This window comes from Janthinobacterium sp. GMG2 (genome assembly GCF_033949445.1).
GTDB lineage: Bacteria > Pseudomonadota > Gammaproteobacteria > Burkholderiales > Burkholderiaceae_D > Janthinobacterium > Janthinobacterium aestuarii.
Map to the genome: position 1 here is coordinate 1,157,389 of NZ_JAXAWA010000002.1, position 26,127 is coordinate 1,183,515.

At 61.7% G+C, this 26,127-nt stretch carries 20 protein-coding genes and 3 tRNA genes; 10 read left to right on the plus strand and 13 right to left on the minus strand.

Translation table 11 applies throughout. The features are described 5' to 3' along the window. Positions 1 to 3 precede the first annotated feature (3 nt). Positions 4 to 1,548 (plus strand): NAD(P)H-hydrate dehydratase, encoded by a 1,545-nt coding sequence (locus SKZ59_RS11295; protein ID WP_319991790.1) that lies wholly within the window; start codon positions 4 to 6, stop codon positions 1,546 to 1,548. A gap of 105 nt (positions 1,549 to 1,653) precedes the next feature. On the opposite strand, the gene SKZ59_RS11300 is transcribed toward SKZ59_RS11295, so the two are convergent. After that, on the minus strand, positions 1,654 to 2,406 hold the full coding sequence (locus SKZ59_RS11300) for an ABC transporter ATP-binding protein (RefSeq protein ID WP_046685128.1): 753 nt from the start codon (positions 2,404 to 2,406) through the stop codon (positions 1,654 to 1,656). Between SKZ59_RS11300 and SKZ59_RS11305 the strand changes: the two genes are divergently transcribed. Then, positions 2,405 to 3,094: an arylesterase gene (locus tag SKZ59_RS11305; protein WP_413774543.1), complete on the plus strand. Its 690-nt coding sequence runs from the start codon at positions 2,405 to 2,407 to the stop codon at positions 3,092 to 3,094. The genes SKZ59_RS11300 and SKZ59_RS11305 overlap by 2 nt on opposite strands. A gap of 231 nt (positions 3,095 to 3,325) precedes the next feature. On the opposite strand, the gene SKZ59_RS11310 is transcribed toward SKZ59_RS11305, so the two are convergent. The 8 genes from SKZ59_RS11310 to tig form a co-directional block, all read right to left on the minus strand. Beyond that, the gene (locus tag SKZ59_RS11310) at positions 3,326 to 5,251 is read right to left on the minus strand and encodes a SurA N-terminal domain-containing protein (protein ID WP_319991791.1); all 1,926 of its coding nucleotides are present in this window, start codon (positions 5,249 to 5,251) and stop codon (positions 3,326 to 3,328) included. A gap of 410 nt (positions 5,252 to 5,661) precedes the next feature. Beyond that, positions 5,662 to 5,738, minus strand: a tRNA-Asp gene (locus tag SKZ59_RS11315). A gap of 17 nt (positions 5,739 to 5,755) precedes the next feature. After that, positions 5,756 to 5,832: transfer RNA gene (locus tag SKZ59_RS11320), tRNA-Asp, on the minus strand. 125 nt (positions 5,833 to 5,957) lie between these two features. Then, positions 5,958 to 6,230: an HU family DNA-binding protein gene (locus SKZ59_RS11325; RefSeq protein WP_010398442.1), complete on the minus strand. Its 273-nt coding sequence runs from the start codon at positions 6,228 to 6,230 to the stop codon at positions 5,958 to 5,960. Between the two features lie 204 nt (positions 6,231 to 6,434). Then, entirely contained in the window at positions 6,435 to 8,846 is a 2,412-nt protein-coding gene (gene lon, locus SKZ59_RS11330; RefSeq protein ID WP_034751007.1) for an endopeptidase La, read from the minus strand. A gap of 276 nt (positions 8,847 to 9,122) precedes the next feature. Continuing rightward, positions 9,123 to 10,391 (minus strand): ATP-dependent Clp protease ATP-binding subunit ClpX, encoded by a 1,269-nt coding sequence (gene clpX, locus SKZ59_RS11335; RefSeq protein WP_034751010.1) that lies wholly within the window; start codon positions 10,389 to 10,391, stop codon positions 9,123 to 9,125. 200 nt (positions 10,392 to 10,591) lie between these two features. Continuing rightward, a complete protein-coding gene (gene clpP / locus SKZ59_RS11340; RefSeq protein ID WP_374106865.1) occupies positions 10,592 to 11,209 on the minus strand; it encodes an ATP-dependent Clp endopeptidase proteolytic subunit ClpP in 618 nt (205 codons plus the stop codon). A gap of 85 nt (positions 11,210 to 11,294) precedes the next feature. Continuing rightward, a complete protein-coding gene (gene tig / locus SKZ59_RS11345) occupies positions 11,295 to 12,635 on the minus strand; it encodes a trigger factor (RefSeq protein ID WP_319991792.1) in 1,341 nt (446 codons plus the stop codon). A gap of 600 nt (positions 12,636 to 13,235) precedes the next feature. Between tig and SKZ59_RS11350 the strand changes: the two genes are divergently transcribed. Together SKZ59_RS11350 and SKZ59_RS11355 are read left to right on the plus strand one after the other, a co-directional pair. After that, complete coding sequence (locus SKZ59_RS11350) at positions 13,236 to 13,418, plus strand: hypothetical protein (RefSeq protein WP_034751016.1); 183 nt, start codon at positions 13,236 to 13,238, stop codon at positions 13,416 to 13,418. Beyond that, entirely contained in the window at positions 13,381 to 14,940 is a 1,560-nt protein-coding gene (locus SKZ59_RS11355; RefSeq protein ID WP_319991793.1) for a hypothetical protein, read from the plus strand. Before SKZ59_RS11350 ends, SKZ59_RS11355 begins: the two co-directional genes overlap by 38 nt. Positions 14,941 to 14,999: 59 nt before the next feature. Here SKZ59_RS11355 and SKZ59_RS11360 read toward each other — a convergent pair. The 3 genes from SKZ59_RS11360 to SKZ59_RS11370 all read right to left on the minus strand — a co-directional run bounded on the left by SKZ59_RS11360 (position 15,000) and on the right by SKZ59_RS11370 (position 19,514). Beyond that, positions 15,000 to 15,082: transfer RNA gene (locus tag SKZ59_RS11360), tRNA-Leu, on the minus strand. A gap of 173 nt (positions 15,083 to 15,255) precedes the next feature. Then, a complete protein-coding gene (locus SKZ59_RS11365) occupies positions 15,256 to 18,354 on the minus strand; it encodes an efflux RND transporter permease subunit (protein WP_319991794.1) in 3,099 nt (1,032 codons plus the stop codon). Further along, complete coding sequence (locus SKZ59_RS11370; RefSeq protein WP_319991795.1) at positions 18,351 to 19,514, minus strand: efflux RND transporter periplasmic adaptor subunit; 1,164 nt, start codon at positions 19,512 to 19,514, stop codon at positions 18,351 to 18,353. The genes SKZ59_RS11365 and SKZ59_RS11370 overlap by 4 nt, the downstream gene beginning before the upstream one ends. 288 nt (positions 19,515 to 19,802) lie before the next feature. On the opposite strand from SKZ59_RS11370, the gene hpnC reads away from it, so the two are divergent. The 6 genes from hpnC (at position 19,803) to SKZ59_RS11400 (ending at position 24,844) form a co-directional block, all read left to right on the plus strand. Then, positions 19,803 to 20,684, plus strand: a complete 882-nt coding sequence (hpnC, locus tag SKZ59_RS11375) for a squalene synthase HpnC (RefSeq protein WP_319991796.1) — start codon at positions 19,803 to 19,805, stop codon at positions 20,682 to 20,684. A 46-nt stretch (positions 20,685 to 20,730) separates the two neighbouring features. Beyond that, positions 20,731 to 21,564: a presqualene diphosphate synthase HpnD gene (gene hpnD / locus SKZ59_RS11380; RefSeq protein WP_139092815.1), complete on the plus strand. Its 834-nt coding sequence runs from the start codon at positions 20,731 to 20,733 to the stop codon at positions 21,562 to 21,564. Positions 21,565 to 21,571: 7 nt separating this feature from the next. Further along, positions 21,572 to 22,930, plus strand: a complete 1,359-nt coding sequence (gene hpnE / locus SKZ59_RS11385; protein WP_319991797.1) for a hydroxysqualene dehydroxylase HpnE — start codon at positions 21,572 to 21,574, stop codon at positions 22,928 to 22,930. Between the two features lie 124 nt (positions 22,931 to 23,054). Beyond that, positions 23,055 to 23,210: a hypothetical protein gene (locus SKZ59_RS11390; protein WP_161781480.1), complete on the plus strand. Its 156-nt coding sequence runs from the start codon at positions 23,055 to 23,057 to the stop codon at positions 23,208 to 23,210. Between the two features lie 28 nt (positions 23,211 to 23,238). Further along, entirely contained in the window at positions 23,239 to 24,027 is a 789-nt protein-coding gene (locus tag SKZ59_RS11395; protein ID WP_319991798.1) for a DUF1700 domain-containing protein, read from the plus strand. Positions 24,028 to 24,037: 10 nt separating this feature from the next. Then, positions 24,038 to 24,844: a head GIN domain-containing protein gene (locus tag SKZ59_RS11400; RefSeq protein WP_319991799.1), complete on the plus strand. Its 807-nt coding sequence runs from the start codon at positions 24,038 to 24,040 to the stop codon at positions 24,842 to 24,844. Here SKZ59_RS11400 and SKZ59_RS11405 read toward each other — a convergent pair. Then, positions 24,831 to 26,087, minus strand: coding sequence for a TIGR03862 family flavoprotein (locus tag SKZ59_RS11405; protein ID WP_319991800.1), 1,257 nt, complete (start codon positions 26,085 to 26,087; stop codon positions 24,831 to 24,833). The genes SKZ59_RS11400 and SKZ59_RS11405 overlap by 14 nt on opposite strands. Positions 26,088 to 26,127: the final 40 nt, after the last annotated feature.

The window sequence follows — 26,127 nt, forward strand, 5'->3', positions numbered from 1 at the left end:
TCCATGAACCTGATCGACTCTGCCGCCCCCTTGTATTCCATCGCCGAACTGCGCGCCATCGAACAGGCGGCCATGCGCGACCTGCCGCAAGGGCTGCTGATGCAGCGCGCGGGCCAGGCCGCCGCCAGTGCCGCCCTGAAGCTGCTGCACGCCCAGGACGATGGCGACGACGCGGGCCACCGGCGCGTCCTGGTGCTGGCTGGCCCCGGCGACAACGGCGGCGACGCGCTGGAAGCGGCCGCGCACCTGGCCGGCAGCGGCACCGAGGTACTCGTCTGGCTGGCGCCCGAAGCGCAAGCCACGTCGCCCGAACGCGAACAGGCGCTGAGCCGCGCACGCAACAGCGCCGCGCACTTCATGGATGCGGCAACGACGAAGGCCTCAGCCGCGGTGGGCGCGGCACCATGGCACCTCGTCATCGATGGCCTGTTCGGCATCGGCGCGTCGCGCCCCCTGGACGGCGAATGCCGGGACATGGCGCAGCTGGTCAACAATCTCGATTGCCCCGTGCTGGCCCTCGACGCGCCCAGCGGCCTGCACGCGGACACGGGCGCCATCGACGGCGTCGCCATCCGCGCCACGCATACGCTCACCTTCATCGGCGACAAGCCGGGCCTGCACACGGCGAATGGCCGCGACCATGCGGGGGACGTGGAAGTGGCGGCGCTGGCCATCGATCCCTCCCTGCTGCCGCCCGCCAGGGCCCAGCTGGGCGGCCTGCACCTGTTCGCCCGCCATTTGCTGCCACGGCGCCAGAACACACACAAGGGCAGCTACGGCAGTGTGGCCATCATCGGCGGCGCGCAAGGCATGGCCGGCGCGCCCATCCTGGCGGCCCGCACGGCCCTGCATGCGGGCGCGGGACGCGTGTATATCGCGTTTCCCGATGCGCCGCCCGCCTTCGACAGCGGCCAGCCGGAACTGATGTGCCGGCACGCCAGGGACGTGGATTTCTCGGGCCTGCACTTCGCCGCGCTGGTGGCCGGTCCCGGCCTCGGCGACAAGGCCGGGACGGTGGAACTGCTGCAGCGTGCCATTGACAGCGACAGCCCCCTGCTGCTGGACGCGGACGCGCTGAACCTGATGGCGGCCGAGCCGGAGCTGCAATCGGCGCTGGCCGTGCGCACAGGCGCGGGGGCGACGATATTGACACCGCATCCGCTGGAAGCGGCGCGCCTGCTCGACATGACGGTGGCCGAGGTGCAGGCCGACCGCCTGGGCGCGGCGCGTCAGCTGGCCACGCAGCTGGGCGTCATCGTGGTATTGAAAGGTTCGGGCACGGTGATCGCCGCGCCCGATGGCCAGGTCGTCGTCAACAACACGGGCGGCCCCGCGCTGGCGACGGCCGGCACGGGCGACGTATTGTCCGGCCTGTGCGGCAGCCTGCTCGCGCAAGGCTGGCCGGAATGGGAAGCGGCGATAGGCGCCGTCTGGCTGCATGGCGCGGCGGCCGACGCGCTGGTGGCCGCAGGCAGCGGCCCGATCGGGCTGACGGCAGGGGAATTGATCCCCGCGATACGCCGGTTGATCAATGCCTTGTCGGCATAAGCATGGCGCGCTTGTGTTGGATTACGCTGTGCTAATCCAACCCACACCCCGGAGGTCGGGTAGGTCGGATTAGCGGAACGCGTAATCCGACAACACCACCAGCAATCACACCAGCCGACCCGCCGCAATCGTAATCGTCCGCCCGCAACGGGCCGCGATCGAACTGTCGTGCGTGACGAGCACCAGGGTCGACCCGCGTTCGCGGTTCAGCTCGAACATCAGCTGGATCACGGCTTCGCCGGTGGCCGCATCGAGGCTGCCCGTCGGTTCATCGGCGAACAGCAGCGGCGGCTCCGTGACGAACGCGCGGGCCAGGGCCACGCGCTGCTGCTCGCCGCCGGACAGGTATTTCGGATAGTGCTTCAGGCGGCTGCCCAGGTTGACCCTGCCCAGCATGGCTTGCGCCTTTTCCTTCGCATCCGGGTCGCCGCGCAATTCCAGCGGCAGCATGACATTTTCCAGTGCCGTCAGATGGGCCAGCAGCTGGAAGGACTGGAACACGAAACCAAGCTTTTCCTTGCGAAAACCGGCGCGGCCGTCTTCATCGAGGGCGAAGATATCGGTGCCGTCGAGGATGACTTTGCCTTCGCTCGGCGTGTCCAGTCCCGCCAGCAAACCCAGCAAGGTGGACTTGCCAGAACCGGAGGCGCCGACGATGGCCAGCGTCTCCGCCGTTTGCACGGTAAAATCGACTTGATGCAGGATGGTCAGCTCACCATCGGCATCGGGTACGCGCTTGGCCAGCTGGACCACTTCGATGGCCGGCTGGGCATTTTGGCTGTTGGGTGCGGCGGGCCGCTGGGCCGCTGCGTCGGACGGGAGAAAACTGGTGGAAGTCGCTTTAGGGAATTCGGGCATGCTGATCTATCTTAAAAAATTTCGTGAACAAATAAGTGTCGAGGGCAGCAGCCGCATGTGGCGGCGCACCCTGTCCTTGCTTCCTGCGGCAGCCCTGCTGCTGGTATCGAGCATGACGAACGCCTATTCTGCACCAAAAACGCTGCTGGTGCTCGGCGACAGTCTGTCGGCCGAGTATGGGCTGGCGCGCGGCACGGGCTGGGTGGCGCTACTGGAACAGCGGCTGCAAGCGCAAAAGAACGACACGCGCATCGTCAACGCCAGCATCAGCGGCGAGACCACGAGCGGCGGCCGCGCGCGCCTGCCTGCCCTGCTGGCCAAGCACCAGCCCGACGTCGTGCTGATCGAACTGGGCGCCAACGACGGCTTGCGCGGCTTGCCCGTGGCAGCCGCCGAGGCGAATCTGCGCGCCATGGGCGAGGCAGCCAAAAAATCGGGCGCGCAAGTGGTGCTGGTGGGCATGCGCATGCCGCCCAACTATGGCCGCGCCTACGGCGAGCAGTTTTACGGCGTGTACGGCAAGCTGGCCAAGGAATGGAAGGCGCCACTGGTGCCGTTCATGTTCGAAGGCATCGCCGACCAGCCGCAGCTGTTCCAGGCCGACCGCATGCACCCGAATGCGAATGCGCATCCGACGATCTTGAGGAATATCTGGCCGCGGCTGGCGCCGTTGCTGGGGGCGAAGTAAGCCGGTTGTTGACGTTAGCTCTAGCCCGAGGCAAAGATCCGGGGTCAGATGGGGTCGCCGAGACCCGCCGGGGGGATATGCCCCAGTGGGGCATATCCCGATCGCGAAGCGACTGACCCCAGCTTTATGCTGACGATCCCGCTCGCGTCCATGGCACGCTCACTCCACAGACAAAATCCACAGACAAAAAAATAGCCGCTCAAGAGCGGCTATTTTTGTGGGCTAAACTGATTACGGTGCTTCCGGCGCTGCTGCAACCGGTGCGGTCACCGGCTTGACGATCTTCACCTTGGCCTTGGCTTTCAGGTACTCGACGTAGTCGAACATTTCCTGTTGTGCCAAGATGCCGCTGATCTGGTCTTTCTCTTGCTGGCGGCGCGCTGCGTCCACTTGTGCTGGCTGCTGCACCTTGGCGATGCGGTAGATGCCGTAGCCCAGGGCTGGCAGGTCCACGCCCACATAGGCTGGCAGCTTGCTCGTGTCCGCTTTCATGACTTGCGCGATGGCGGCACGGTTGATGCCGTCGAGCTTGCTGCGCGATACCCATTGCGCCGCGCCGAAACCGGTGGCGTCACCGGAAGCCTTCAAGGCGGCCAGCTTGGTCTCGCCCGCTTTCTTGGCCAGCTTTTCCGCTTCTTCCATCGTCACGCGCTGACGGATCATCGCTTCGACTTCGGCCAGCGGACGCTTCGAGGCAGGCTTGAATTCCACCACGCGGCCGGCGATCAGCACGTTAGGTGCGACGGTGACGGCTTCCGTGTTGCGCTTGTCTTTCAGCGAGTCGTTCGAGAAGATGGCTGTCAGGAACTTGGCGTTGTTGAACGGTGCCTTGCCCAGTGCTGGCGACGGCGTGCGCGACAGATTGGCGACGGTTTCCACTTTCAGCTTCAGCTTGTCGGCCACCGGCTTCAGGCTGTCCGATTGCTCGTAGACCGTGTTGGTGAACGTTTCGGCCATTTCCGAGTATTTCTTGGCGGCAAATTGCTTGCGCAGGTCGGCCGTGATTTCGCCGCGCACTTCGTCCAGCGCACGGACGTGCTGTGGCTTGAGCGAGGTGACGGTCAGGATGTGGAAGCCGAAATCGGAAGCGACGACATCGCTGATTTCGCCTTGCTTGAGTTTCGCGACAGCGCTCAGCAGCGGTGCTGGCAAACCATCCTTGCCAATTACGCCCAGGTCGCCGCCCTGTTCCGCGGACGCCGGATCTTCCGACTTGGCTTTCGCCACGGCGGCAAAGCTGGCTGGCGCCTTGCGGACTTCCGCCAGGATGGCTTCGGCCTTGGCCTTGGCGGCTGCCTTGTCGGCGGCCGACGCGTCTTTCTTGACGGCTACCAGGATGTGGCTGGCCTGGCGCGCTTCTTCCGTCGTGTAGGCTTTCTGGTTCTTCGCGTAATAGCCGGTCACGTCGGCGTCGGTGACGTCGACCTGCTCGCCGGCGGCGCTGTCGTCCAGCACGACGTACTCGACCTTCGCTTGTTCCGGGATTTCGAAGAACTTGCTGTTCTTGTCATAGAAAGCCTTGATCATGGCGTCCGTCACTTTGACTTCCGACACGTACTGGGCGATCGGCAGCAGCAGTTCCTGCACTTCACGCTCTTCCGAGGTGATGTCGGACAGGCGCTTGGAGACGGTGTTCGGCGCGAAGGCGGTGCCTTGCACGGCGCTGGCCAGTTGCTGCAGGGCCAGGTCGCTGCGGCGGCGCGCATCGTACATCTGCGGCGTCATGCCCTGGGCGGCCAGCATGGCCTTGTAGCGTTCCAGGTCGAATTTACCGTCCGGCAAGGTCAAGCCCGGGATGTCCAGCACTTCCTTTTGCAGCACGGCATCGCTGATGACCAGGTGGCTACGACCCACTTCGGCGGCCACGGCGCGCTCGGCGATCAGGTTGTCGAGGATGCTCTTGCGCGCTTCCGGCGTGTCGAACATTTTCTGGTCGAACTGCTCGCCCATCATCTGGCGGTAGCGGTCGATCTGCTGGCGTTGCGCTTCTTCATATTGCTGCTGCGTAACGACCTGGTCGCCGACCTTGGCGATGGTGTTCGCGCCATCGCCGAAGCTTTGGTAGCCGCTGATACCGACCAGTGCAAAAGACGGGACGATGACCAGCATCAGGAGAAACTGCATCAAGCGTCGATGGGTACGAATAAATTCAAACATGGTCAGCCAATTCGGGATGAGTGGATCACTATAAAAAAAGGCGAACATGCGTTCGCCTTGATTTCTTCGGCGGAATGGACGGGACAGATGTCCACTTCCCCTTTAGATTCAACAACTTGGCGCTGGAACTAAAGCAGGATTCTGACGCCCAAGCCATTATCTCCTGATTCTACAATGCCCATAGCGCTATAGCAAGAGTAAATCAGGGCGCGCGCCCTGCCCTGGCGCCGCATGGCGGGCAAGGCGCCGGGCTCGATCATTTAACACGGCGCAGCTTAAAGCGGATTTAAACGCGGGTGTTTTTATTCAAAACGGCACGATGGAATTTTAAAAGACAGCGCGCCGAGATAATCTGGCGCTGAAAAAGAAAAACCCGCGCTACTTATTCAGCAGCGCGGGCTTCTATATTCTGGCGGAGCGGACGGGACTCGAACCCGCGACCCCCGACGTGACAGGCCGGTATTCTAACCAACTGAACTACCACTCCTTAAGAGCGTATTTTTTTGGCGGAGCGGACGGGACTCGAACCCGCGACCTCCGACGTGACAGGCCGGCATTCTAACCAACTGAACTACCACTCCGAAAAATACACAGTACTACTTGCATTTGTATTCAGGGTTGCGATTCGTAGAACTTCAACCCTGAAATCGCGGCACCCGGAGGCGCCGCCAAATGTTTCCGGTGATTGTCACCTCACCGAAGTCCGTTAGTTTACAGCATCCTTCAAAGCTTTACCAGCTTTAAATTTTGGAACTTTTGCAGCTTCGATCGTGATCGCTTCTTTGGTACGCGGATTGCGGCCGGTACGCTCAGCGCGTTCGCTGACCGAGAAAGTGCCAAAACCAACCAGCGTCACGCTGTCGTTGTTTTTCAAAGTTTCCGTCACGCCGCCGATAACAGCGTCGAGTGCGCGCGCAGCGGCGGCTTTGGAAATGTCAGCTTTTTCAGCAATGTGGTCGATCAATTCAGTCTTGTTCACTAGCATCCCCAATTACAAAGGTATAAAACGTTTACCGTATCGTTGCGGCACTTTTGGCACCACAGCTGTCCGGCGAAAAAAATGTGCAGGCGTATTAAACAAGCCACACTGTATATGTGTCAAGCGCTTTGGGGGCGCAATTCACGTTTCAATATAAAACAAGCGCTCTAAAAGCGCTTGTTTGGGGAAAACAGGGGTAAAACGTTAGTGTTTTACTACCTCGCCGGCCGCGTCAGGCTTGGCCGCGGCGGCCGTGACAGCCTCCACCGCAGCGACGTCCGCCAACGCTTCAGGCATGCGTTCGAGGGCGATTTCCAGCACTTTGTCGATCCAGCGCACCGGTACGATCTCGAGCTTGTTCTTGACGTTGTCCGGAATGTCGGCCAGGTCTTTCACGTTCTGCTCGGGAATCAGGACCGTCTTGATGCCGCCGCGATGGGCCGCCAGCAGCTTTTCTTTCAGGCCGCCAATCGGCAATACTTCGCCGCGCAAGGTGATCTCGCCCGTCATCGCCACGTCGGCGCGCACGGGGATGCCCGTGAAGACCGACACCATCGCCACCGTCATGGCCGCGCCAGCCGAAGGACCATCCTTCGGTGTCGCGCCTTCCGGCACGTGGATGTGGATGTCGCTCTTCTCGAACACGTCGGCCTTGATGCCCAGGCGCTGTGCCCGGCTGCGCACCACCGTGCGGGCCGCCTCGATCGACTCTTTCATGACGTCGCCCAGGGTACCCGTGCGGATGATGCCGCCCTTGCCCGGCATCGACACGGCTTCGATGGTCAGCAGATCGCCGCCCACTTCCGTCCATGCGAGACCGACCACCTGGCCCACCTGGTTTTCTTTCTCTGCGACACCGAAATCATAGCGGCGCACGCCGAGGAACTTGTCCAGATTCTTCGAGTTGACGATGACTTTCTTGTCGGATTTCTTCAGCAGCAGCATCTTGACCACCTTGCGGCAGATTTTCGACACTTCACGCTCGAGCGAACGCACACCGGCTTCCCGCGTGTAGTAGCGGATGATGTCGCGCAAGGCCGACTCGGCCACCGAGATTTCCTCTTCCTTCAAGCCATTGTTCTTGATTTGCTTCGGCAGCAGATAACGCTGCGCGATGCTGGTCTTTTCATCTTCCGTGTAACCGGACAGACGAATCACTTCCATGCGGTCAAGCAAGGCTGGCGGAATATTGTACGAGTTCGACGTGGCCACGAACATCACGTCGGACAAGTCGAAATCGACTTCGATGTAATGGTCGGAGAACGTGTGGTTCTGTTCCGGATCGAGCACTTCCAGCAGGGCCGACGATGGATCGCCACGGAAATCGGCACCCATCTTGTCGACTTCATCGAGCAGGAACAAAGGATTGCGCACGCCGACTTTCGACAGCGATTGCAGGATCTTGCCCGGCATCGAGCCGATGTAGGTGCGGCGGTGGCCGCGGATCTCGGCTTCGTCGCGCACGCCGCCCAGGGCCATGCGCACGAACTTGCGGTTCGTCGCGCGGGCGATGGACTGGCCCAGCGAGGTTTTACCGACGCCAGGAGGACCGACGAAGCACAGGATCGGGGCTTTGAGCTTGTCGACGCGCTGTTGCACCGCGAGGTATTCCAGGATGCGTTCCTTGACCTTGTCGAGGCCGTAGTGGTCGCCTTCGAGCACTTTTTCCGCATTCGACAGATCGTTGTTGACCTTGGATTTCTTTTTCCAAGGCAAATTGACGAGGGTGTCGATGTAGTTGCGCACGACGGTGGCTTCGGCCGACATCGGCGACATCAGCTTGAGTTTTTTCAGCTCGTTGGTGGCCTTGTCGAGCGCTTCCTTCGGCATTTTTGCCGAAGCGACTTTTTTCTCCAGCTCGTCGAGGTCGGCGCCATCTTCGCCCTCGCCCAGTTCTTTCTGGATCGCCTTGACTTGCTCGTTCAGGTAGTACTCGCGCTGCGATTTTTCCATCTGGCGCTTGACTCTACCGCGGATGCGCTTTTCCACCTGCAGAATGTCGAGCTCGCCTTCGAGCTGGCCCAGCAGGTGCTCAAGGCGCTTGGCCACGCTGAAAATTTCCAGGATGACTTGTTTTTGCTCAAGTTTCAGCGGCAAATGCGCGGCCACCGTGTCGGCCAGGCGGCCGGCATCGTCGATGCCCGACAAGGATGCCAGGATTTCCGGCGGGATCTTTTTGTTCAGTTTGACGTACTGGTCGAACTGCTGCACGATCGCGCGGCGCATGGCTTCGACTTCCGACTCGTCGCCCGGCTCGGACTCGAGCGGCGTCAGGTCGGCGATGAAGTGCGTCGGCGCATCGCTGATATGGTTGATACGGGCACGCTGCGCGCCTTCGACCAGCACCTTGACGGTACCATCGGGCAGCTTCAGCATTTGCAGAATATTGGCGACGCAGCCAATTTCATAGATATCCGAAGGAGACGGCTCGTCCTTCGCGGCTGCTTTTTGAGCGGCAAGCATGATGCTCTTGCCCTGCTCCATCGCAGCTTCCAGCGCCTTGATCGACTTTGGACGGCCAACGAACAGCGGTATCACCATATGCGGGAAAACGACGACATCCCGCAACGGCAATAACGGCAGTTGAGTTTGCTCAGTTAATTTGGAAGTTGTCATGGCGTACCTTATAGAAAGCGTGTTTACGATGTTGGCGCTCGCTGCCAAAACACAAGACCGGCGAGAATAAATAATTCTGTGAAACAAACATTTTTCTGTCTATTTCGCAAAACACACCCGCATGACGGTAATAAATGCAGTTTTCACAGTAAAAAAGCCACGCGCAGCTAAGCGCCGCGAGTGGCTTTCCGATTGAAGCCTGCACTCATTGATTTAAATTGTACTGCCATGCATTAAGGAATCAAAACCCTTTTTATGCATTTGTCTCAGCAGTAATCAATTTTCTCCGGAGGCCTTGGCAGTCTCTTGATAAATCAACAAAGGTTTGGCGCCACTGGTGATGGTATTTTCGTCGATGACGACCTTCACCACATTTTGTTCGCTCGGCAGTTCGTACATGACGTCCAGCAAAGCATGTTCCAGGATGGAACGCAAGCCACGGGCACCGGTCTTGCGTGCCAGTGCTTTCTTGGCGATCGCATGCAGGGCGGCCGGCCGAATCTCCAGTTCCGCGCCTTCCATGTCGAGCAGCTTCGAATACTGCTTGATCAGCGCATTCTTCGGCTCGACAAGGATCTGGATCAGCGCCTCTTCCGTCAATTCCGCCAGGGTGGCGATGACGGGCAGACGGCCGACCAGTTCCGGAATCAGGCCGAACTTGACCAGGTCTTCCGGTTCCGCTTGCAGCATCAGTTCGCTGGCCGAGCTTTGCGACTTGCTGCGCACCGTGGCCGAGAAGCCGATACCGCTCTTTTCGGAACGGTTGGCGATCACTTTCGACAGGCCGTCAAAGGCGCCGCCGCAGATGAACATGATGTTGGTCGTGTCGATCTGCACGAAATCCTGGTTCGGGTGCTTGCGGCCGCCTTGTGGCGGCACGGACGCCATCGTGCCTTCGATCAATTTCAACAAGGCTTGCTGCACGCCCTCGCCCGACACGTCGCGCGTGATGGACGGATTGTCGGACTTGCGCGAAATCTTGTCGATCTCATCGATGTAGACGATGCCGCGCTGGGCTTTCTCGACGTCGTAGTTGCAGCTTTGCAGCAGCTTCTGGATGATGTTTTCCACGTCCTCACCTACATAACCGGCTTCGGTCAGGGTGGTGGCATCGGCGATCACGAACGGCACGTTGAGCATGCGCGCCAGGGTCTGTGCCAGCAGGGTCTTGCCCGAGCCGGTAGGACCAACCAGCAAGATGTTGCTCTTGGCCAGTTCGATGTCGTCTTTCTTGCCCAGGTGCTTGAGGCGCTTGTAATGGTTGTACACCGCCACCGACAGGATGCGCTTGGCAGTCTGCTGGCCGATCACGTACTGATCGAGCAAGGCGGCGATTTCTTGCGGCGTCGGCAGGTCGGATTTGGTACCGGTCACCGTCTCGATGCTCGACGTTTCATCACGGATGATGTCGTTGCACAAGTCGATGCACTCGTCGCAAATGAATACGGACGGGCCGGCGATGAGTTTCTTCACCTCGTGCTGGCTTTTGCCGCAGAACGAGCAATACAGTAATTTTTCGCCGCTAGAGGATTTTTTGTCTGACATAAGGCATTTTGGTTGGAACTGCATTAACAATATTGCAAAATCGCAAGCCGGATGATGGTTGCCGCCCGCAAAGGCGGCTATCCATGGCGCAAGTCAACAACGTGCACAAGCTCCATGCTACCCGAAATAAAAGCGAAACGCCCGAACGTTTGATCGCCCGGGCGTTTACTTACGTACTTAGCAATACCGGTAGGGGCTCATCAAGCGCGGCTGGTCAACACTTTGTCGATCAAACCATACTCAACGGCCTCGTCGGCGGACATGAAACGGTCGCGGTCGGTGTCCTTGGCGATCTGTTCGATCGACTGGCCCGTGCGCTCGGCCATGATGCCGTTCAAGCGGGTACGCAGGTAAAGGATTTCCTTCGCCTGGATCTCGATATCGGACGCCATGCCTTGCGAACCACCGGACGGCTGGTGAATCATGATGCGCGAGTTGGGCAGCGAGAAACGCTTGCCCTTGGCGCCAGCGGCCAGCAGGAAAGCGCCCATCGAAGCAGCCATGCCCGTGCACAGGGTCGAGACGTCCGGCTTGATGAACTGCATGGTGTCGTAGATGGCCATGCCGGCCGAGACCGAACCACCTGGCGAGTTGATGTAGAGCGAGATTTCCTTTTCCGGATTTTCGCTTTCCAGGAACAGCAGCTGGGCGACAACCAGGTTGGCCATCTGGTCATTGACCGGGCCGACCATGAAAATCAAGCGTTCCTTCAGCAGGCGCGAGTAAATATCATACGAGCGCTCGCCGCGACCGCTTTGTTCCACCACCATCGGCACCAGGCCGAGCATCTCTGTGTCCAGCGCCGGATTACGGTTCATACCTGTCATTTCATTTCCTTGTGAAGCAGTTAGGGGATACCGCCCTCGCCTTTCGGCAAGAGCCGGCATCCCAATACCAACTGGTTTACGCTTGTGCGTTGCTTCCCATCAGTTCGTCGAAAGCAACTGCTTTCGTCGTGACTTTCGACAGGCCCAACACGTAAGTGACGACGTTTTCTTCCAATACAAGGGCTTCGATCTCACCCAGACGACGACGGTCGCTGTAGTAGTACTTCAGCACTTCGCGTGGATCTTCGTAGCTTTGGGCGAAATCTTCGATTTGCGCCTTGACTTGCTCAGGCGTTGCCTGCAGGTTGTTGTCGCCCACCAGTTGCGACAGGATCAGGCCCAGGCGTACGCGACGCTCGGCTTTGTCTGCGAACAGTTCTGCTGGGAAAGGCACGTCCTTGACGTTCATGCCACGCTGCGCCATGTCTTGACGGGTCATTTCGGCCAGGCGCTCGGAATCCTGAGCGATCAGCGTTTTTGGCACTTCCAGCTCAGCAACTTTGATCAGCGCGTCCATGACGGCTTCCTTGTTGCGTGCTTTCACGCGGCCAGCGACTTCGCGTTGCAGGTTGACTTTGATGTCTTCGCGCATTTTGGCCAGGTCGCCATCGGCAACGCCCAGGGACTTGGCGAATTCGGCATCGACTTCCGGCAGGTGCGCCCATTCCAGCTTTTGCAGGGTGATGGTGAACGATGCGGTTTTGCCGGCAACGTCCTTGCCATGGTAGTCCTCTGGGAACGACAATGGGAACGTCTTGGCTTCGCCAACTTTCAGGCCCAGGGTCGCTGCTTCGAATTCTGGCAGCATGCGGCCTTCGCCCAGCACGAAAGCGTAGCCTTCAGCTTTGCCGCCTGGGAATTCAACACCGTCGATCGAGCCGACGAAGTCGACGGTCACGCGGTCGCCGTTGGCAGCGACAGCTTCGCCGCCGTCGCCGTGTTCGCCAGCTTCGCCCTTGGTGTGGAAGTGCACGCGCTGCTTGCGCAGGATGTCGATGGTCTTGTCGATTTCGGCTTCCGACACGTCGGCTTGCACGGTTTCGATTTCAACGGCCGTCAGGTCGCCGATGGCGACTTCCGGATACACTTCGAACGTTGCGTCGAAAGCCAGCTGGCCTTCGGCTGCTTCTTCTTTCGGCACGATGTTCGGGAAACCGGCCACGCGCAGATTGTTTTCGTTGGCGGCGTCGTTGAACGCGCGGCCGACTTTGTCATTCAGCACTTCCGATTCAATTTGGTAGCCGTATTGTGCTGCGACCATTTTCAACGGCACTTTGCCCGGACGGAAGCCCGGTGCCTTAGCCGTACGGGCTTGCACTTTCAGGCGCTTCTCAACTTCCGTGCGGACGTCCGTCAGCGGGAAGGAGATCGTGATACGACGTTCGAGTTTGCCCAAGGTTTCGACTGCAGTTGCCATGTAAAAAATCGTCCAAAAAATAAACACTGTTGGTGCGAGAAAAGAAGACCCGACCCCTTGCGCCATCACTGGCGGCAAGACATGGGTCCAGCTTCACTCGCTCGCATATTCATCTGTAAAAGTACTGAAAACAGGACGATGGACCTGGTCTACCCGGCTGAGGGAAAACCCGCACCAGGCACCAAACAATCCGCCGCTTCCAGTACTGCGACAGGGCTCCGAGCGTCCAGCCATGCGTCTAAGTATATGCAGGGCCGGCCATCATTCGGTAAAGCGTGGCATTATAACAAAGGACTTCGGGAAAGTGGCTGGCTTTGCAGCCCGGCCACAGAGGATACCAGCGGCGGCGAACGAGTCGCCACAGCCTGGGGGTGCCCTGTCTTTACTCTTGCCCCGGCATTCTTTATTTCGCCAGAGACAGGCTTTCCAGCCTGCTTCGTTCATTAGTATATGCGAACTGGCGCCCCGTCCGAAACAAAGAAATGCGCTCACAGCGAAGATTTCGGGCAAAAAACCTTTGATTTACCTCAATTTGGCCATTTTTCAGGCAAACCTAAGTCGCGCGCGCCCTCTCCAAGTGAATTTAATGGAGAAAACATCATGAGCGATAGCACATCCGGCAGTTCCAGCAACGCCAAAGCCAAGCTGCAAATGGTCCTCAGCCGCCTGCTCGACGGCGTATCCGATGACGACCTGCAAAAAATCCAGACGGAAGTCGATGAAATGGAATTGCGCATGCGCGGCGATGGCCACCACGACCACGACCACCCCACCGTCGCCTGATCCGACAGTGGCTGCGCTTACCGTGCGCGCCGCGCCACCGGATGCGGACGTGCTGGCCGCCGTGGAAACGGCGCTGGCGACCCACCGCGCCTTTGGCGACAGCGACTATATCCGCGACCAGCTGGCCATCACCTACCGGCGGCGCCTGCACAAACTGGGCGGCACCCTGCCCGAGGCCGCGCGGCTGGCCAGCCTGCTTGAGGGGGCGCCACCGGCGCGCCAGCGCCAGCTGCTGGGCGACACGGTGCTGCGCTGCGCCGTCCAGCACGCCATGCGCCAGTTGCACCTCGGTGACGAGTACGGCTTGCCGTTGCCGCAATGCGCGGCATTGTTTCAGGCGGCCAGCGCACACCTGGATGCGGGCCTGCCCGGCGGCCCGCTGACGGCGCACTTGCCCGACATGGCGCGCCTGTACGGCGAGCGCCCACCGCAGGGCAACGACACTTACCTATGGCATGCCTGGCAGGAAGGTACGCCGTATGCGCGCGCCTTCCTTGCCGTGATCGAGGATAACTACGGCGCGCCACTGGCCACGCCCACGCCGCAGGAACGGGCCTTGCTGCGCCGCGGGCTAGGCCTGCTGGAAACCTTGCTGCCTCGCCTGACGGCCAGCGCGCTTTCTCACGTCCAATTGGTCGCCCTGTTTCCCAAGCTGGGCACGTGGCGCGGCAAGGCGTCCAGCTCGCAATTTCGCGTCAACGGCAGCGTGTTCCTGAACCAGGAACTGATCGGCATTCCCTGGTGGCTGGCCGAGCACTTGCTGCACGAGTCGCTGCACCAGAAACTGTACGACTTCCGCCACGGCCACAGCCTGTTGGCGCCCGACTATGCGCGCGAGGATGGCGCCAAGGTCTGCTCGCTGTGGAATGCGCCCGATGATGAGGGCAATCACTATTGGGATGCCCACCGCACCCTGGCCGCCTTTCATGTGTATGTCCACCTGGCTTTGCTGTGCCTGCTGGCCGAGCAACAGGAGGCGGCACTGTCGCCCCAGTACGGCCCCATCGGCCAGCACATGAGCGGCAGCCGGCGCGCCATTGACCGCGCCCGCTACCTGGGCGAGCAATTGCAAAGCACCACCTGGCCGGAACTGGGACTGGCCGGGCGGCAGATGACGCACTGGCTGCTCGATGTGCTCGACGCGCTCGACACGCAACGGCGGCCAGGCGGCGCCACCGTGCATTTGCTGCTCGACCTGTACGAGCGCCAGAGCCGCAAGCTCGACACTTATCTGGCGCAGCAGCCGCCACCGCGCAGCGACACGCTGGCCGCGCAGGCGCGGCAAGAACTGGCGATGACGCGCGAGGCGCTGCACCTGCTGGACAAGGAACTGCCGCCCTCAACGCAGGCGCACGAGCACAACTGGCCGCAGACACGGCAACGCGTCTTGCAGGCGCTGTGGCCGCTGACTGAAGATGATCATTTAATGGAAAGGAATGGCTACCCGCAGGCGCAGGCAGTGATTGCGCAGATGGTGCAACAGTCGAGCCGGCAGCTGGGCGCGCTGGGCGCACTCGCTTAATTGACTACTTTGGAGAAAATCTTGATGGCGCTGCACATCCGGGCTGGAACAACCCGGATTGGTGCGGATGGGGAGACTCGAACTCCCAAGCCGAAGCACTGGCTTCTAAGACCAGCGTGTCTACCAATTCCACCACATCCGCATTTGGTACTACTGTGTGCTACTTGTTGCAGCCTGCTCCTGATTTTAACAACTCGGGAGCGATCTGGCTACCGCAGACTAAACGAGCAAGCCCTCGGTAAAGCAAAGGCGGCATTCTACTGGATTTCCCAGAGGAATGCCGCCTTTTTTATGCCAGTAGCCTGGGGTGACTATTTAACCTTCGACCTTGGCTGCCTCCACCGGCCTCTTGACCCGGAACCAGGCCGCATACAGGGCCGGCAGGAACAGCAAGGTCAAGGCCGTCGCCAGGATCAGGCCGCCCATGATGGCCACGGCCATCGGCCCCCAGAACACGGAGCGCGACAGCGGGATCATGGCCAGCGCCGCGGCGGCGGCCGTCAGCACGATGGGGCGGCAGCGGCGCACGGCCGAATTAATGATGGCGTCCCACGGGGCGGAGCCATCCTTGATGTCTTGCTCGATCTGGTCGACGAGGATCACGGAGTTGCGGATGATCATGCCGAACAGCGCGATGATGCCCAGGTTGGCCACGAAACCAAGTGGCCGGCCCAGCGCCAGCAAGGCAAAGGCGGCGCCCGCCACACCCAGCGGCCCCGTCAGGAAGACCAGCAAGGCACGCGAGAAACTGTGCAGCTGCAACATCAGCAAGGTAAAGATGATGAAGATGGCCAGCGGCAGGTTCGCCGAGATCGACGCTTCCGCCTCGCCGCTGTCGGCCGCCACGCCTTTCACCACGATGCGGTAGCCGGACGGCAACTTGGCGCGCAAGGCGTCCAGCTGCGGCGCCAGCTGCGTCGACACGGTCACGCCCTGGATGCCATCGATCACGTCCGACTGCACGGTGATGGCCCATGCGCGCTTGTCGCGCCAGACGACACCCGGCTCCCACACAAAATGCGCACGGGCCAGCTGCGAAATGGGCACGGACTTGCCCGTCGCCGTCGGGATATTCGTGTCATTCAACACGGAAATCGTCGCCCGCTCTTCCAGAGGCTGGCGCACCTGGATGTCGATCAGCTTGTTGTCCTCGCGGAACTGGCCGATGACGGTGCCCGACAGGATCGTATTGGCCGCCTGCATCACCGTTTTCGAGGTGACGCCCAGCGCGCGCATCTTGTCCTGGTCCAGGTCCAGGCGCAGCACTTTCACCGACTCATTCCAGTTGTCATTCACGCCCAGGGTGTTCGGATTGGCGCGCATGATGTCCTTGACCTGGTCGGCGATGGCCCGCACACCCGCCACTTCCGGCCCCATGACGCGGAATTGCACGGGATACGGCACCGGCGGCCCATTCGGCAACAGCTTGACCCGGCCCCGCACTTCCGGGAAATCCTTCTTGAAGACGTCGACGATTTGCTGGCGCAAGCGTTCGCGGTCCGCCAGGCTCTTCGGCAAGACCACCACTTGCGACACATTGGTCTGCGGGAATATCTGGTCCAGCGGCAAATAGAAGCGGGGGCTGCCCGTACCGACATAGCTGGTCACGCTTTCCACGCCATCGAGCTTGCCCACAAACGCTTCGAACTTCTTCACCTGCTTTTCATTCGCGGCAAACGTCGTGCCCTCGGGCGACCACAGTTCCACCATCAGTTCGGGACGGCTGGAATCGGGGAAGAATTGCTTTTCGATAAAGTTGAAACCGTAAATACCGAGCGCAAAGATGGCCAGGGTGGCGGCAATCGTCGTCTTGCGCCATTCCACGCACCAGGTGACGGCACGGCGGAAGCGGCGGAAGTTTGGCGTGTCGAACAATTCATGGTCGTTATGCGCGTGCGGTTTGACTTTCAGCAAGATGTAGCCGATGTACGGCGTAAACACCACGGCCACCACCCACGAAATGATCAGGGCCAGCGCATTGACGGAGAACAAGGAAAACGTGTATTCGCCGGCGGCCGACTTGGCCAGGCCGATGGGCAAGAAGCCCGCCACCGTGATCAGCGTGCCCGTCAGCATGGGCATGGCCGTCGACGTGTAGGCGAACGTGGCCGCGTCGAAACGCGACATGCCCTCTTCCATCTTGCGCACCATCATCTCGACGGCAATGATGGCGTCATCGACCAGCAAGCCTAGCGCGATGATCAGGGCGCCCAGTGAAATCTTGTGCAAATCGATGTCGAGCAGGCGCATGAACAGGAAGGTGACGGCCAGCACCAGCGGGATGGTCAGCGCCACCACCAGGCCCGGCCGCACGTCGATGCGCAGCGGCTTCGTGTGCAAGCCCAGCGCGACGAAGCTGACGGCCAGCACGATCAGAATGGCTTCGATCAGGGTATGCACGAACTCGCCAACGGAAGCGGACACGGCTTCCGGCTGGTTCGACACGCGCTGCAATTCTATGCCGACCGGCAATTCACTCTTCATGCGCGTGACGGTGGCCTGCAAGGCCTTGCCCATGTCGATGATGTTGCCGCCCTTTTCCATCGACACGCCCAGGCCGATCACTTCCTTGCCATTGAAACGCATCTTGTCCTTCGGCGGATCGACAAATTCGCGTTTCACCGTGGCAAAGTCGCCGAGGCGGAAGGTGGTACCGTTGGCGCGCAGTTCCAGGTTTTCCAGGTCCTTGACGGTCACCATGGCGCCCGTCACGCGCACTTGCAGATTATCGGTCGGCGTCACCAGCACGCCCGTGGCGTTGATGCTGTTTTGCGCGGACAGTTGCTGCACGATGGCGTCGAAAGGAATGCCCAGCTGGGCAAATTTCTTGTGCGAGAAGATGATATTGATCTTTTCATCCTGCACGCCGAACAGTTCCACCTTCGATACCTGCCCCACGGCCAGCAGCTCCTGGCGCACCTTGTCCGCGTAATCCTTCATTTCCGCGTAGGTAAAACCGTCGCCGGACAGGGCGAAGATGGAGCCGTACGTGTCGCCGAACTCGTCATTGAAGAACGGGCCCACGACGCCAGACGGCAAGGTGCCCTGAATGTCGCCGATCTTCTTGCGCACCTGGTACCAGGCGGCCGCCGTTTCCTTGGGCGGCGCCGATTCGCGCAACTCCAGCAGGATCAAGGTTTCGCCCGGCTTCGAATAACTGGTGATTTCGTCGATGTACGGTGTTTCCTGCAGTTTCTTTTCCAGCTTGTCCGTCACCTGCTCGGCCATCTGCAAGGCCGTGGCGCCCGGCCAGTACGCTTGCAAGACCATGGCGCGGAAGGTAAACGGGGGATCTTCATCCTGGCCCAGGCTGGCGTAGCTGAGCATGCCGCCGATCAGCAGCACGGCCATCAGGTAGCGCGTCAGCGGGATGTGTTCGAGCGCCCAGCGCGACAGATTGAAGCCGCCCTTCATTTGGCCGCACCCACGGTGACGGCGGCAGCGGCGGCAGCCGGCTTGCTGGCCACGTCGGCGCCGAGGATGGTCACTTTCTGGCCCGGCTTGAGCAGGTTGACGCCGGCCGTGACCACCGTCTGCCCCGCTTTCACGCCCGACGCCAGCAGCAACTCATTGCCCGCCACGCCGCCCACCGTCACCGGCACGAGCTTGACGGCGCCGTTTTCCACCACCCACACGGAACTTTGCGACTTTTCATTGAACAGGGCCGTCAACGGCACCTTGATCTGCGGCGTGGCCGTTTGCGACGCGAACTGCACCACAGCCGTCATGCCCAGGCGCACTTGCGGCGCGTCCGGGATGCTGACCTTGGCGATATAGGTGCGCGTGGCGGCATCGGCCACGGGCGACACTTCGCGGATCTTGCCCGGCAGCGCCTGCTTCGGGTCGGCCCACAGGCGTACGACCACATCCTTGACGCCGCGCAAAGTCTCGACCTTGTCTTCCGGAATGCCGATCACGACTTCCTTCTCGCCGCTCCTGGCCACTTGCACGACGGGCGCGCCGGGCGCCACCACCTGCCCCACTTCAGCCTCGATGCGCGTGACGACGCCATCGACGTCGGCCAGCAGGCTGGCATAGCCGGACTGGTTGGCCTGGCCACGGTACAGGGCCTGGGCCGCTTCCACGTTCGCCTGGGCCGCCTTGTAGGTGGCATCCTTGCCATCAAGCACGGCCTGGCTAACGAAATTTTTCTCGCGCAAATCCTGGTAGCGTTTCAATTCCGCGCGCGCCAGGTCGCGGCTCGTTTCCGCGCTGACCAGCGAAGCCTTGGCCTGCGCCTGCGACAGCTGCAAGTCGACGGGATCGAGCTGCATCAGCACTTGCCCCTTCTTGACGGTGGCGCCCACGTCGACCTTGCGCGCGACGATCTTGCCGCCCACGCGGAAACCCAGCTGCGACACGACGCGGGGCACGACCTCGCCCGACAGCTCGGCACTGACGTCAACATTACTGCTCGACAACACGATAGCGCGCACGGGGCGCACGTCTTCCACTTTGACGGCAGGCTTGGAACAGGCCGCCAGAGTCAGCGCGAGGGCCGCGGCGGCAGTCAGCCGCAGGGCGGAAAGTGCGGATGCGCCGGTCTCGCGGCGCAGGGTTTTCAGGGCAAACAAGGTATTTTCCTTTACTATGCGGGCTGCAATATTTTTATGCGGAGAAACTTTTTGCCTGCCCTTTGGGCCAAGACAAACTTTTTCGCACGCGATATCCTTAAATTTGTGACAATATCAGCTTGGTCGTGACGGGGAGTATTCTTCGCCTACTGACTTTCTGGTTATTAATTATAATCGTGCGTAAAAGTTTTTAGTGACTTTTGCGTCATTAATCTTGAGACGTACAACGTCCGGACACACTCGAGCATTTGGGGTGCCGGACAAACGCAAGACTAGAGAAGTGTGTTCATGCCTGTAGACCATTACGAAAATTTTCCTGTTGCATCATTTTTACTGCCGCGCCGCCTGGTGCCCGCCGTCGAAGCCATCTATGCCTTCGCCCGCAGCGCCGACGACCTGGCCGATGAAGGCGACGCCACGCCGGCCGAACGCCTCGCGGCCCTGCACGCCTACGAAGAAGCGCTGGGCCGCATCGACCGCCACGAAGTCCATGCCGGCGAAAACGCCGCCATGTTCGAACGCCTGGCCGCCGTCATTGCCAAACACCAGTTGCCGCTGAAGCCGTTTTACGATCTGTTGTCCGCCTTCAAGCAGGATGTGGAAACGACGCGCTACGCGAGCTACGACGACCTGCTCGATTACTGCGCCCGCTCCGCCAACCCCGTGGGGCTGCTGATGCTGCACCTGTACGGTGCGGCCGGTGAACAGAATGTACGCGATTCCGATGCCATATGTTCAGCTTTGCAACTAATTAATTTCTTGCAAGACGTCGCCATCGACCAGCAAAAAGAGCGCATCTACCTGCCGATGGAAGACTTGAGCCGCTTTGCCGTCTCCGCCGCCGCCTTCGAGCGGCCCGAGGCGCACGGCAAGTGGAGCGCCCTGATGCGCTTCGAAGTGACCCGCGCGCGCGCGCTGATGCTGTCCGGCGCGCCGCTGGCCCTGCGTTTGCGCGGGCGCATCGGCTGGGAACTGCGCCTGGTGGTGCAAGGGGGCTTGCGCATTCTCGAGTGCATCGAAGCCGTCAATTACGACGTATTCCGGCGCCGCCCCAAGCTGGAGAAACGCGACTGGCTGATCATTTTCTGGCGCGCCCTGCGCATGTCGCGCAAAAGCTTGCATCAAGAGACACAAGTAAAAACGGCTTTTCCCCCGTCGCCCACTCTGTAAGACGATAGAATAGCGGCTTCGATCTGCAACCCTTGCTCTTTTGACTATGTCTCCCGACGAATACTGCCAACAAAAGGCCGCCCAGAGCGGCTCCAGCTTCTACTACAGCTTCCTGTTCCTGCCGGCCGAGCGCCGCAAGGCCATCACTGCCCTGTACGCGTTCTGCCGCGAAGTCGATGACACGGTCGACGAATGCACGGACGAAGCCGTGGCACGCACCAAGCTGGTCTGGTGGCGCAAGGAAGTCAAGGCCATGTACGAGGGCAACCCCACGCATCCCGTGATGCGCGCGCTGCAGCCGCACCTGGACATCTATAAACTGGAAGAAAAGCATTTGCAGGCCATCATCGACGGCATGGAAATGGACTTGAACCAAACCCGCTACCTCGATTACCAGGCCATGAGCCGCTATTGCTGGCACGTGGCCAGCGTGGTCGGTATCTTGTCGGCCAGCATCTTCGGTGCGACCCGCCCGGAAACCCTGCTGTACGCGGAAAAGCTCGGTCATGCCTTCCAGCTGACCAACATCATCCGCGACGTGGGCGAAGATGCGCGCAAGGGGCGCATCTATTTGCCGATCAGCGAATTGCAGCAGTTCAATGTGACGGCGGCCGACCTGCTGAATGCGCGCCATAGCGAAAACTTTGAAAACCTCATGCGTTTCCAGGTGGCGCGCGCGCAAAAGGCCTACGACGAGGCATTTGCGCTCTTGCCTGCCGAGGACCGCCGCGCCCAGCGCCCGGGGCTGATCATGGCCGCCATCTACCGTACCCTGCTCAATGAAGTCGAGCGCGACGGCTACCATGTGCTGAAACAGCGCATTTCGCTCACGCCGATCCGCAAACTGTGGCTGGCCTGGAAGACCTGGGTTCGTGGCTGATCAGGCCGTGAAGCAACGCTACGCCGTCATCGGCGCCGGCTGGGCCGGCTGCGCGGCAGCCATGGAACTGGCGCGCGCCGGTCATTCAGTGACCGTGTTCGAGGCGGCGCGCACCCTGGGCGGCCGCGCGCGCCGGGTCGAGCGAGAAAATACGCTGCTCGACAACGGCCAGCACATCCTGCTGGGCGCGTACACGGAAACCTTACGCCTGATCAAGCTGGCGGGGCAAGACCCGGCAGAACTGATCCTCACCTTGCCCCTGCAGATGCGCTATCCGGCGGACTCGGGCGGCATGGATTTCATCGCGCCGCGCCTGCCCGCGCCGCTGCACCTGGCGTGGGCCCTGCTGCGCGCGAAGGGATTATTGCGCGCCGACAAGCTGGCCCTGATGCGTTTTTCCACGGCCATGCGCTGGATGGGCTGGCAGCTATACAACGATTGCACGGTCAGCGAACTGCTGCAGCGCTTCGACCAGACGGACCGCTTGAACCGGCTGATGTGGCATCCGCTATGCCTGGCCGCACTCAACACGCCGCCCGAGCGCGCCTCGGCCCGCGTCTTCATCAACGTGCTGCGCGACAGCCTGGGCGCATCGCGCCGCCGCGCATCCGACATGCTGATCCCGAAAGCGGATTTGAGTACCCTGTTGCCCGACGCGGCCGCCCGCTATGTGGAACGGCATGGCGGTACAGTGCGCACGGGTGCCAAGGTCGACGCCTTGCAGGCGCTGCCCGATCGCCGCTGGCAGCTTGATGAGACCGGCACTTACGACGGCGTCATCATCGCCACCTCGTCCGTGCAGGCGGCCAGCCTGCTGCAAGGCTTGCAGGACGCACGCCTCGACGAGGCTATCGGCCGCATGCAAGCTTTCACGCCGGAAGCCATCAGCACCTGCTACCTGCAATACGACGCCTCGGTGCGCCTGGACTTGCCGTTCTATGCCCTCGTCGATACGCCGGGGCAACAGCACTGGGGCCAGTTCGTCTTCGACCGGGGCCAGCTCGACAGCAAGCAGGCTGGCTTGCTGGCCGTCGTCGTCAGCGCGTCAAGCGCTGCCGCCGAGCAAGGCCATGGCCCGCTGGCGCAAGCGATCGCGGCGCAACTGGCGCAGGTGCTGCAACGCCCGGAACTGGCGCAACCTGCCTGGACCCAGCTGATCACGGAAAAGCGCGCCACGTTTGCCTGCACGCCGGAGCTTGCCCGCCCCGGCAACGCCAGCGGCGTGCCGGGCTTGCTGCTGGCTGGCGACTACACGGCCAATGATGACCGGACGCAAGATTATCCGGCCACCATCGAGGCGGCCGTGCGCAGCGGCGTGGCGGCGGCCAAAGCCGTCACCACGGGCAAGGCGGCAAAACAGCCTTGACGGTGCATCCTGCCCTGGTGTCGCTCGCCCCCGCGAAATTGCAGTCTGTCGCACCGCGCTGGTGCGCTCGCGTGCGCTTGGGTACAGTCTGATCATCGACAACGGCCATGCCACGGGGAATACCATGCACACCACCTTGCACTTGAAAAACAGCTTGAAAGCCGTGGCGCTGCTCGCTTGTGTGGCACTGGCCACCTTGATCGTTGTCAGCGTACAGCAGGCATCCCATGCGCCATTGCTGCTGAGCCAGGCAAGCATGCTGCTGCCGGCAATGGGCTGAAGCGGCAAAGCGGACTGACAGGAAGAATATGATGAACAAGCAAGATTATCTCGACGCCCTGCGGCGCGCGCTGGAAGGCTTGCCACCGGACCTAGTGGCCAAGACCCTCGATTATTACGAACAGACCTTCATCGAAGGCGCCGCGGCCGGCCGCAGCGAGCAGGAAATCGCCGACGACCTGGGCGACCCGAAAAAGATCGCCCTGACCTTGCGCAGCAGCACCCACCGCCAGGCGTTTGAGCAAAAGAAGACCCCCGTCAACCTGCTGCGCCTGCTCGTCTCGCTCGTGGGCCTGGCCATCTTCAACCTGTTCATGGTCGTGCCTGCCGCCGTGTACGCGGCCCTGCTGGCCGCCCTGTATGCCGCCGGCCTGAGCTTTTACCTGGCCGGCATCGCCATCACGGCCAGTGGCTTGTCCGGCGCCAACGAACTGGTGCTCGACGGCCCGCTGCGCCACGTCTTCATCCATGACGATGACGGCGGCGAAGGCGGCGAACGGCGCGAAACGCGCATCACCATCGGCGACACGGGCATCGAAGTCGATCACCTGCCCGGCCCCGTCAAAGCGGAGTCCGAGCCTCAGGCGCCGGGCGCGTCATCGCGCGTGATGGAGCGGGCCGAAGCGCTGGCCGGTGGCGGCATCCGCATCTCCACGGACATGGACCGCGACGCGCGCACCACGCAAACCGTCTTCGGCGTGGGCATGCTGCTCGGCGGCATCGCCATCTTCCTGCTCAGTCTGGTGGTCACGCGCTATACCTTGATCGGTATCAGGCGCTATGTCGCCATGAATGTTTCCCTGCTCAAAGGTCACTAGAAAGGCTGCCATGAAACGCTTGCTCAAAGTTGGCCTGTCCATGCTCTTGCTGGCACTGGTCCTGATCGCCATGTCGTATGCGGCGTTGCGCGCCAAGGGGATCAGCAATCCCAGCAGCGCTGCCGGCCGCGCCGTGCGCAGCGAAACGCGCCCGATTGCCGCCAATATCAACAGCATCGACCTGGCCGGCCCCATCGACTTGGTGCTGCGCCGCGGCGCCACGCCATCGCTGAAAGTGAGCGGCGAGCAGCGCTTGCTGTCGAACGTCGACACGACGGCCGATGGCACGACCCTGCATATCGGCCCGAAAGGCATGCTGTTCCACCATCGCCAGCCGCTGCAGGTGGAACTGGTGCTGCCAGCCCTCGTGCGCGTGGAAGTGCACGGCAATGGCGACAGCAAGATCACGGGATTTTCAGGCGACAGTTTTATCCTGGAATTGACGGGATCGGGCGACGTCAGCTTCACGGGACGCTACAAGCAGGTGCAAGCGACCGTCAACGGCAGCGGCGACCTCGACATCAATGCCGGCAACAGCGACAGCGTGGTACTCGAAATGGTGGGTTCAGGGCGCATCGCCGCCAGCGGCAACACAAAATTCCTCCGTGCCGACCTGAGCGGTTCAGGCGATATCGATGCAGAGCACCTGGCCGCCGACAAGGCCAGCGTCAGCCTGCAAGGCTCGGGCACGAGCACCGTCTTCGTGCGCGACGCGGCCAACCTGACCCTGCGCGGCAGCGGCGACATTAACGTCCACGGCAACCCGCGCCAGCGCGAGACTCAGAAGAGCGGCTCAGGCGATATCACCTGGCATTGACCTTCTCTTCCAGCCAGCTGACCGCCTGCTCGCCGGCCGCCTTGCCTTGCGCCAGGCAGGCCGTCAGCAAGTAGCCGCCCGTCGGCGCTTCCCAGTCCAGCATTTCCCCCGCCACGAAGACGCCCGGCATGGCGCGCAGCATGCTGCCGTCGATGCCGTCGAACACCACACCGCCGGCGCTGCTGATGGCTTCATCGATGGGACGCGGGCGCTGCAAGGTGACGGGCAGCAGCTTGATGGCGGCAGCCAGCTTCGCTTCGTCGGCGAAGTCGGCCGCGCTCAGGCATTCGCGCAGCAAGCCCGATTTCACGCCCTTGATGCCCAGCCGGCTATTCAGGTGGCTGGACATGGAACGGGCGCCACGGGGGCGCGTCACTTCCTCGAACACGCGTTCATGGCTGTGGTCGGGCGCCAGGTCGAGCCAGATGGTAGCGCTGCCGTCGCGTGCGATCTGCTCGCGCAGCGCGGCCGACAGCGCATAAATCAGGCTGCCTTCCACGCCGCCCGCCGTGATGACGAACTGGCCCTGGCGCTTGATTCTCAAGCCGTCGATGTCATGCGCCGTGATGGCCACGGTCGTCAACGGTTCGCCCGCATGGCGGCTGCTGAAATGCGCGCTCCAGTCCACGTCGAAGCCGCAATTGGCCGGCGCCAGCGCTTCCACGGCCACGCCCTGCCCTTGCAGCAGCGGCACCCAGGCGCCATCGGAACCGAGCCGCGCCCAGCTGCCGCCACCGAGTGCCAGGATCACGGCATCGAAGGCGCGCAGGCGTTCGCCGTCCGGCGTGGCAAACGCCAGCTGGCCATCCTCATCTTGCCAGCCCGTCCAGCGGTGGCGCATGTGAAATTGCACGCCCGCTTCGCGCAGGCGGTGCAGCCAGGCGCGCAGCAGGGGCGCCGCCTTCATGTCCGTCGGGAAGACGCGGTTCGAAGAGCCGACAAAGGTCTCCACGCCCAGGCTGTGCACCCAGTCGCGCACCTTTTGCGGGCCGAACTGGTCCAGCGCAGGCTTCACCCGGTGCGCCTGCCTGCCGTAGCGCGAGACGAAGGGCTGGTAGCCTTCCGCATGCGTGATGTTCATGCCGCCGCGCCCCGCCAGCAGGAACTTGCGGCCGACGGACGGCATGGCGTCAAACAGTTCCACCTTGGCTCCCAGGCCGGACGCCGCCTGGGCGGCCATCAGGCCGGCGGGGCCGCCGCCGATGACGGCGATGTGAAACGGAGGGGAACTGGAGTTGGTCATGGCAAGCTGGAAGACGGTGAAAACCCCGGCATTTTAGTCG